The organism is Enterobacter sp. CCUG 70166 (assembly GCF_020224095.1).
Taxonomy (GTDB): Bacteria; Pseudomonadota; Gammaproteobacteria; order Enterobacterales; family Enterobacteriaceae; genus Enterobacter; species Enterobacter intestinihominis.
Map to the genome: position 1 here is coordinate 67,339 of NZ_NRIQ01000051.1, position 6,374 is coordinate 73,712.

At 57.4% G+C, this 6,374-nt stretch carries 5 protein-coding genes; all 5 read left to right on the forward strand.

The window, feature by feature from the left end; genetic code table 11:
- Positions 1-129: 129 nt before the first annotated feature.
- On the forward strand, positions 130-1,200 hold the full coding sequence (locus CKK19_RS21085) for a LacI family DNA-binding transcriptional regulator (protein ID WP_023298419.1): 1,071 nt from the start codon (positions 130-132) through the stop codon (positions 1,198-1,200).
- Positions 1,197-2,168: a nuclear transport factor 2 family protein gene (locus CKK19_RS21090; RefSeq protein ID WP_022649093.1), complete on the forward strand. Its 972-nt coding sequence runs from the start codon at positions 1,197-1,199 to the stop codon at positions 2,166-2,168. Before CKK19_RS21085 ends, CKK19_RS21090 begins: the two co-directional genes overlap by 4 nt.
- Before the next feature lie 106 nt (positions 2,169-2,274).
- The gene (locus tag CKK19_RS21095) at positions 2,275-3,417 is read left to right on the forward strand and encodes an ester cyclase (RefSeq protein ID WP_015571629.1); all 1,143 of its coding nucleotides are present in this window, start codon (positions 2,275-2,277) and stop codon (positions 3,415-3,417) included.
- Complete coding sequence (hisD, locus tag CKK19_RS21100; RefSeq protein WP_063853154.1) at positions 3,418-4,713, forward strand: histidinol dehydrogenase; 1,296 nt, start codon at positions 3,418-3,420, stop codon at positions 4,711-4,713.
- 54 nt (positions 4,714-4,767) lie between these two features.
- A complete protein-coding gene (locus tag CKK19_RS21105) occupies positions 4,768-6,084 on the forward strand; it encodes an amidase (protein WP_063853153.1) in 1,317 nt (438 codons plus the stop codon).
- Positions 6,085-6,374: the final 290 nt, after the last annotated feature.

Sequence of the window (6,374 nt, forward strand, 5' to 3'; positions counted from 1 at the left end):
TGTTGTGAGAATTTTAATTTTTTGTGTTGCATACGCATGCAAAGGTGGTGTAAGTATAAAAAACACCCACTTGCTGAGGCGTTTGAAGCACGCGCAAATGGGCAGGACGTTGATAAGGAATCAGGGGTAATGAAACGTAAGACTTTTGCAGCAGTCACATCCCAACAGGTCGCTCAACTGGCGGGGGTATCGCAATCTGCGGTGTCGCGAACGTTCACGCCGGGGGCCAGCATTTCACCGGCAACGCGTGAAAAAGTGCTGAAGGCGGCGCGCGAGTTGGGCTATCGCCCGAATGCGATAGCCCGTTCGCTCAACACGGCGCGTTCGCGCATTATCGGTGTCGTCATTTCTTACTTTGATAATCCCTTTTACTCGCAGGTGCTGGAGGCGCTGGCACAAAAGCTGGATACGCTGAACTATCACCTGCTGCTGTTCGTTGGCGACCGGGACGGTAACGTTGACCGTATTTTTGACCAGATTATGCAGTACCGGGTGGATGGCATTGTGCTGGCCTCGGTGACGCTGTCGCTGGAGTTGTCCGAGGAGTGTCTTGCCGCCGGGATCCCGGTAGTGCTATTTAACCGCAGCGAAGAGAGTGGCATGGCCTCCAGCGTCAACAGTAATAACGAAGCGGCCGCGCGGCAGATTGCCGAGTTTCTGCTGGCGGGGGAGCACAAGCGTTTTGCCTACGTGGGCGGCGTGGCGGATTCCCCGGTCAATATCGCCCGCCAGCGCGGGTTCATCTCCACGCTGGAAGAACATGGCATCACCGATGTGCGGGTGGTGCACGGGAATTACGACGCTCAGCAAACCACCCGGGCAGCTTATACCCTGTTTTCGGCGTCGCCAGCGCCGGATGCGGTCTTTGTCGCCAACGATCATATGGCCGTCACGGTAATGGATGTGGCGCGCTATGAGTTTGGTTTGCGCATTCCGGAGGAGGTCTCCATTGTCGGGTATGACGACATCGGCCCTTCCGGCTGGCCCTCTTATGCGTTGACTTCGGCGTCGCAGCCGGTCGGCGCGATGGTAGATGCCACGGTGGAACTGTTAATGAAGCAAATTGACAGCGGAACCATAGAGCCTGAACAGATTACGGTGCCCGGTACGCTGGTGATACGCCACTCGGCGCGTCGCCCACGCAGCGGCGTTATCGAAACCAATGGTTTAACGCTATTCCAGTCTAAGGAGCGCACATGACCAGATTGCGGGGCTTCAGCCCTCAATTCGACTCTATCCAGCAGTTCATTTTGACGCTGACGCATGTCGTCTGGGAGCAGAAAGATATCGGCCAGCTGGCGGATTTTTACGCCACGCCGGTGGTTTTCACTACCCCCGAAAAACAGCTGCATGAGCTTTCCCAGTTTATGCGCCTGACGCTTGAGGCGATGCACAGCTTCCCGCAGCGAGCGGTGCTGACGGAGGATATTCTGTGCAGCCAGAACCCGGGGGACGAGTACTATGCGGCTCAGCGTACCGTAGCCCGCATTCAGCATCAGGGGGAGGGATTTTTTGGCCCGCCGACCGGGAAAAATGTCTGGGTCCGCACCTGGGCCGATCGCATCTGTGTTGATGGGGCCGTACGCCAGGAGTGGCTGCTTCAGGATCGTGCTGCGATTGTGGCGCAACTGGGGCTGGATATCCGCGAATTTGCCTTTAACCTGGCGACCATGCGCCAGCAGCTTGGCGTGGAGGCGGTCTCTGCCGAGACGCTGGATGCCCGCTGGGCGGGCGGACCCGAGGGCGACGACGTAGAAGGGGCGCTGGCAGGCGTCGTTGAGCGCTACTTAACCATGTGGGCGGGCGGTAACAGTGGCGTGGTGCCCGGTCTCTATCACCCGGCGGCGACGCTTTACGCGCCGGGTCATTGCCTCTGCACCGGTGAGCAGGAAATTGGCGCACAGCTTTCTGGCTACCGCGCTTCATTTGCCGACAGCGAAACGCAGCTCCATCATCTGATTGTGCGTAAAGATCCTAACGAGCCGATTCGGCTTTCCCTGCGCTGGTCGTTATTAACCTGGCATGACGGTTACGGCAAATTTGGTGCGCCAACCCGTAAACCCATATCAATTACCGGTATCAGCCAGCTTGAATTACGTGATGGTTTAATTTTCCGTGAATATCTGGGGATCGATGAATTAGCGATCTGGTCGCAAATAGTGAATTAACAGGGGCGGCAGCCCCCTTATTCTGGCTGCCGAAAATAATCGAGTTTAATTCACCCTCACTTACGGGTGCGGGTTCTTATTGTCTGAAAACAGAGCAGGAGTTTATATGTCTTCCACCGAAGCAACAAATAAAGCACCAGCCGTACCCGAAAAAAGCAGCGTGAAATCGCTGAAAGAGGAACCTGTATTACAGGTGGAACGTCGTGATTTTGTCGATCTGGTACCGGAAAAAAGACCGCGCGTGCAATCATTACGCGGCTTTGATGACTGCTATACCGATATTGTCGATTATATAGTTCGCTGCACCCATAAAATATGGGACGAGCGCGATGTCGGCTTAATTTATTCTCACTATACCCATAACTGCGTGCTGTATAACGCGCTGGGGACACTCTATAACCGTGAGCAGGTGGTACAGGATACGCTGCAACGCTTAATTGCCTTCCCGGAGCGGCGCGGCATGGCAACCCAGGTTATCTGGAACGGAAATGATGTTGACGGTTTTTATACCTCTCACCTGGTGACGGGAAGCGGGCGGCATACCCAGCACAGCCATTTAGGCAAGCCGACCAACCGCACCTTCGTTACCCGTACCGTGGCAGATTGCATGATCCACGAGAATAAAATTTACCGGGAGTGGGTGGTCAGCGACAACATGTCGTTAATGAAACAGCTTGGCCTGAATACCGATCAAATCGCATTTAATATGGCAAAGGAGCAGTTTGATAAAGGCTTCCGCGTGATGGACATCGGCGAAAACGGCCGCATGCTGGGACAATATCCGCCGGAGATGGAGTGCGATGTATCCATTGCACACACCGATACGGAAGAGCAGTGCCTGCGCTGGCTGCATGAGATCTACAATCGTCGGATGTTCGGCAAAATCAAAGAGGTTTACGCCCCTAACGTGCAGTGGCATGGCCCGCTGATGAAAGAGCTGTACGGCACCGCGGCGGTAACCCATCAGACGCTGGCGCTGGTGGGGATGATCCCTGACGGCGCGTGGCTGCCGCAGCATATCTGTTCCAACCCGTGCGATGAAGGCGGCGTCAAAGTGGCGGTTCGCTGGATCATCGAAGGGCATCACCTGGGTTACGGCGAACTGGGCAAGCCGACCGGAGAACGACTGTTCGTGATGGGCATGTCGCACTACCACATCGTCAACGGCAAAATTGTTGATGAATGGGTCGTGTATGACCACCTGGCGCTGCTGGCGCAAATCAAACTCGGCCAGATGGAGGACGCGTAAATGTTAAATCAGGTGAGCTGGATTAAGCGCCCGCAGGGGCAGGATGCGCAGGCCGATCGTTCCCTGACGGAGAAGGTCAGCGCCATTATCGAGCGCGTGAAAACCGAAGGCGATACGGCGCTAAGAGCCTTTTCGCAGCAGTTTGATAACGTCGTGCCGACGCACTTTGAGGTGAGCGAGCAGGAGATCGCCGAAGCACTGGAGGGGATGGATGCCCAGACGCGCCGCGACAGCGAGTTTGCGATTAATCAGGTGCGTCGTTTTGCGCAGGCGCAGCTGGCGACCATGCAGCCGCTGGAAGTTGAGACGCTGCCTGGCGTACATCTCGGTCACCGGATCATCCCGGTGCAGACGGTGGGCTGCTACGTGCCGGGTGGGCGTTACCCGATCCTCTCTGCGCCGGTGATGTCAATTGTCCCTGCGACGGTGGCGGGCTGCGAACAGATCATCGCCTGTCTGCCGCCGGGAGCGCATCCGGCGATGATCGCGGTTTGCCATCTGGCGGGCGCGCACCGCATTTTCAGGGTAGGTGGCGCGCAGGCCATTGCGGCCATGGCCTGGGGAACGGAGAGCATTCCATCGGTGGACAAAATCGTTGGGCCAGGCAACGCCTTCGTTAACGAAGCGAAACGCCAGGTGTTTGGTCGAGTCGGCATTGATGCCCTCGCCGGGCCGAGCGAGATTTTCACTATCGCTGACGACAGCGCCGATCCGCGCATTCTGGCCGCCGATATGCTGGCGCAGGCAGAACACGATATTCATACCCGCGTCGGGCTGGCGACAACCAGCCGGGATATCGCTGAGCGTACCCTGGCGGAGGTTGAGCGTCAGCTTGCCAGCCTGCCAACGGCCGCCACGGCGGGGGAGGCGTGGCGCCGGCAGGGTGAGATTGTGCTCTGCGAAGATGAAGCGCAGCTGATTGCGTTTGCTGACCATATGGCGACGGAGCATTTGCAGGTGCATACCCGCGATCCGCACGCGACGGCGGCGAAGATCCGCAACTATGGCTCGCTGTTTATTGGTCAGAACGCCAGCGTGGTGTTCTCTGATAAATGCTGCGGCACCAACCATACGTTACCGACGATGGCGGCGGCACGCTATACCGGCGGTCTGTGGGTTGGGGCGTACGTCAAAATCTGTACCCATCAGTGGATTGACGAGCAGGGTATCCCGGCAATCGCAGAACCGGCGATCCGCCAGAGCCGTACCGAGGGGATGCAGGGGCACCGACGGGCGGCGGAAATTCGTCTGCGTCCGCAGGACATTGATGCCATTACTACCGGCATGCGGGACTAAAACGTATCCCGGGCAGCCTTCTGCCCGGTTTTCATCACGAGGGAGCCTGAGACTATGAAGCGCCTGATACCGCCAGACGACTGCCCGGAGGAAATTGCCCGCCGTCTCGACGTCATTCAGCAGCACCGGGCGCTCAACGCGATCCTCGGGGTTAACCCTGACGCCATGTCTCAGGCGGAACAGCATCAGCAGCAGCGTCGACGCGGGGAGCCGATCGGCCCCCTGCACGGCGTGCCGTTGATCGTCAAAGATAATATTGCCTGCGCACCGATGCCCATTACTCTTGGCTGCCGGGCGCTGGCCTCACTTAACGCGACGTCGGATGCGCTTGTTATACAGCGGTTGCGCAGGGCAGGAGCGATTATCCTCGCCAGAGCGAATATGTCCGAGTTTGCTTTTGACGTGCGCTCGCGAAGCTCGCTGGGGGGCGATGTGGCAAACCCGCTTCGCCCGTCACTCACCGCCGGAGGTTCCAGCGGAGGATGCGCCGCGGCGGTGGCGGCGGGGATGGCGGATGGCGCATTGGGTACCGATACCGGCGGCTCTATCCGCATTCCCTGTAGCTATACCGGGCTGGTGGGGCTACGGCCTGCTTTTCGCCGTTCACAGCTGGATGGCGTGGCGCCGCTCTCGCCCAGCAAAGATACCGTTGGGCCAATGGTACATAGCGTTGAAGATGCCGCCTTGCTGCATGCGGTGATCCATGGTTTGCCACCGGTTGCGCTTCCTGTGCGTTCGCTGAAAGGCGTTCGCTTTGGTGTGGTAACCGCGTTACAGGGAGAGGATGAGGTACAGCTGGAGGTCTGGCAGTCGGCGCTGCACACGTTGCGTCGTGCCGGAGCAACGCTGGTGGAGGTATCATTACCTTTGCTGGACGACGTAAGTCAGGCGACATGCCTGAGCCTGTATGAATTTCGCGTGGCGATTGACGACTGGCTTAGCAAACAGCCTGGCGCTCCCTCCGGACTAACAAGCATTGTGGACTCCGGCGCTTTCCTGCCAGAGTTTGCGCCGTTTCTACGTCAGATGCTGGTGAGTAACACGCTGAAAACCCCGCACTGGCTGGCGGGGCGTCGCTTTCAGCGCCTGTTACGGCAGAGCCTTTGCCTGGTGGCGGAGGCGCAGCGCATCGACGGATTTGTGTATCCCACCGTACAACGGTTACCAGAAAGTATGGCGAAGATGCCGCCAGGCTGCGCACCGGAACTGGCCGCCATCAGCGGCCTGCCTGCTATAACGTTGCCGTGCGGCGTAAGCCGTATCGGTCTGCCGGTAGGGATGGAGATGTTATCGGTACAGGAGGATGAGACGGCGCTGATGGTGCTGGCGCTGGCGTGTGAGGGGGCGCTGGGCGAGAAGGGACAGATATAAAAAGCCCGCAGAGCTTGCGCCGTGCGGGCTTTCAGCACTTCATCGGATGACTCTGGTAATCACCGATGGAGGATTATTGGGCTGGTGGAGTCTGAATAAATTCATTAATAGGCTGTTTTTTGTTGATAATTTATAAATTCTACTTTCACGGGTATGCCAATGGCGATTTGTTGCAGTGTTTCCTGTGGTTAAGCAAACCTGTTTTTTGAATGGATCACATCAAGAAAAAGCTTTTTTGGATTTAACTGTTCACCCTTAAGTTATATTAGAATGAAGTGGTCAACAAAAAC

Coding starts and splice junctions, on each gene's coding strand:
- hisD (WP_063853154.1), top strand. CDS start 3,418: ATGTTAAATCAGGTGAGCTGGATTAAGCGCCCGCAGGGGCAGGATGCG.
- CKK19_RS21095 (WP_015571629.1), top strand. CDS start 2,275: ATGTCTTCCACCGAAGCAACAAATAAAGCACCAGCCGTACCCGAAAAA.
- CKK19_RS21085 (WP_023298419.1), top strand. CDS start 130: ATGAAACGTAAGACTTTTGCAGCAGTCACATCCCAACAGGTCGCTCAA.
- CKK19_RS21105 (WP_063853153.1), top strand. CDS start 4,768: ATGAAGCGCCTGATACCGCCAGACGACTGCCCGGAGGAAATTGCCCGC.
- CKK19_RS21090 (WP_022649093.1), top strand. CDS start 1,197: ATGACCAGATTGCGGGGCTTCAGCCCTCAATTCGACTCTATCCAGCAG.